Annotated in this window: 3 protein-coding genes; 1 reads left to right on the top strand and 2 read right to left on the bottom strand. The window is 68.9% G+C overall.

The window, feature by feature from the left end:
* Together VFM98_RS20845 and meaB are read right to left on the bottom strand one after the other, a co-directional pair.
* On the bottom strand, positions 1-1,013 hold a 1,013-nt coding region (locus VFM98_RS20845; protein ID WP_325111810.1), incomplete at its 3' end, for an acyl-CoA carboxylase subunit beta.
* A gap of 9 nt (positions 1,014-1,022) precedes the next feature.
* Entirely contained in the window at positions 1,023-2,036 is a 1,014-nt protein-coding gene (meaB, locus tag VFM98_RS20840; protein WP_325111809.1) for a methylmalonyl Co-A mutase-associated GTPase MeaB, read from the bottom strand.
* A gap of 20 nt (positions 2,037-2,056) precedes the next feature.
* Here meaB and VFM98_RS20835 point away from each other — a divergent pair.
* Positions 2,057-2,238, top strand: a 182-nt coding sequence (locus tag VFM98_RS20835; protein WP_325111808.1) for a hypothetical protein, incomplete at its 3' end; no start/stop codon positions are given.

Below are 2,238 nucleotides of genomic sequence, written 5' to 3'. Positions count from 1 at the left end.
CTGGCGTCGATGTCGAGCACGCCGGCCAGCGCCAGGGGCTGGTTGGCCACCAGGCCCACGGGCATGCCGTCCATGCGGGCGAAGCCGATCACGATGTTCTTGGCGTAATCGGGCTGCAGCTCGAAGAAGTCGCCGTCGTCGACCGTCTTGACGATCAGCTCCTTCATGTCGTAGGGCTTGTTCGGGTTGTCCGGCACCAGGGTGTCGAGCGAGAAGTCCATCCGGTCGGCCGGGTCGTGGCTCGGGCGCAGGGGCGGCTTCTCGCGGTTGTTCAGCGGGAGGTAGTTGAACAGGCGCCGCAGCATGACCAGCGCCTCGACGTCGTTCTCGAACGCGAGGTCGGCCACGCCGCTCTTGCCGGTGTGGGTGCTGGCGCCGCCCAGCTCCTCCGCCGTCACCTCCTCGTGCGTGACCGTCTTCACCACCTCGGGGCCGGTCACGAACATGTAGGAGCTGTCCTTGACCATGAAGATGAAGTCCGTCATGGCCGGCGAGTACACGGCGCCGCCGGCGCACGGGCCCATGATCATGGAGATCTGCGGGATCACGCCGGAGGCCATCACGTTGCGCTGGAACACGTCGGCATAGCCGCCCAGCGACGCCACGCCTTCCTGGATGCGCGCGCCGCCCGAGTCGTTGAGGCCGATCACGGGGGCGCCGACCTTCATCGCCTGGTCCATCACCTTGCAGATCTTCTCCGCGTGCGCCTCCGACAGCGCGCCGCCGAAGACGGTGAAGTCCTGGCTGAAGACGAACACCAGCCGGCCGTTGATCATCCCGTAGCCGGTGACCACGCCGTCGCCGGGGATCTTGTTGCCCTCCATGCCGAAGTCCGTGCAGCGGTGCTCCACGAACATGTCCCATTCCTCGAAGGTGCCTTCGTCGAGCAGGATGTCGATGCGCTCGCGCGCGGTGAGCTTGCCGCGCTTGTGCTGCGCATCGATGCGGCGCTCGCCGCCGCCCAGCCGCGCGGCGTCGCGCTTCTTCTCCAGTTGTTCCAGGATGTCGTGCACCTTGTTCTCCTAATGCTTCCACGTATCCAGCAGCTGCCGCGCCGCGGTGGAGGCGGCGAGCGTGCCCTGCTCCACCTCCCGCGTGAGCTGCGGGAGCAGCGATTTCACCTGCGGGTGCTGGCGGAACGCCTGCTTCAGCCCGCTCTCGATGCGCTCCCACATCCAGGCCAGCGCCTGCTGTCGCCGTCGGGCGGCAAACCTCCCGCTGGCCTGCTGCAGGTTGCGAAAGCGCGTGACGGCCTGCCAGAAGCGGTCGATCCCGTCGGCCTTCAGCGCGCTCAGCTGCAGGACCTGAGCATGCCACAGCGTCTCGTCGTGCTGCGCATGCCCCGGGTGGCCGTGCTGGCCGAGGATGCGCAGCGCGCTGGTGATCTGGGCCTGCGCCCGGGTGGCGGCATCGCGGTCGAGGTCGGCCTTGTTGATCACGACCAGGTCCGCGAGTTCCATCACGCCCTTCTTGATCGCCTGCAGGTCGTCGCCGGCGTTGGGCAGCTGCAGCAGCACGAACATGTCCGTCATGCCCGCCACCGCCGTCTCGCTCTGGCCCACGCCCACGGTCTCGACGATCACCACGTCATGGCCCGCGGCTTCGCACACCAGCAGGGCCTCGCGGGTCTTGGCGGCCACGCCACCCAGCGTGCCGCTGGAGGGGCTGGGGCGGATGTAGGCCTGCGGGTGCACCGAGAGCTTTTCCATCCGCGTCTTGTCGCCCAGGATGGAGCCGCCGGAGACGGTGGAGGACGGGTCGATCGCCAGCACGGCGACGCGGTGGCCGCGGGCGATCAGGGCCAGGCCCAGGGTCTCGATGAAAGTGCTCTTGCCGACGCCGGGGACGCCGGAGATGCCGAGGCGGAAGGAGTTGCCGGTGTGCGGCAGCAGCTCGGTGAGCAGTTCGTCCGCCTGGGCGCGGTGGTCGGCGCGGGTGGATTCCAGCAGCGTGATGGCCTTGGCGATGGCGCGGCGCTGCTGGGGGCAGGGGGCGGCGAGGATGGCGGGGGCGAGGTTCACCGCGGCGCTTCCCATGTGTCTTTCGTAGGCTGGCGGTGAGCGAAGCGAACCCCACCGAAGCCGCGACCGGTGGGGTTCACTTCGTTCACCTGCGCCGGCCTGCGGCCGGCCCACCCTACGGGGAGCGGGCCGCCGCCGTGCACGGGATTGTCACCCGCCGGCTTCACGCGTCGCCAACCGCTTTCTTGATCTGCTCCAGCACGTCCTTCGCGCTGGC

The sequence above is a fragment of the Ramlibacter sp. genome (genome assembly GCF_035706265.1).
Lineage (GTDB): Bacteria > Pseudomonadota > Gammaproteobacteria > Burkholderiales > Burkholderiaceae_C > Ramlibacter.
This window is presented reverse-complemented; position numbering and strand designations above follow the sequence as displayed.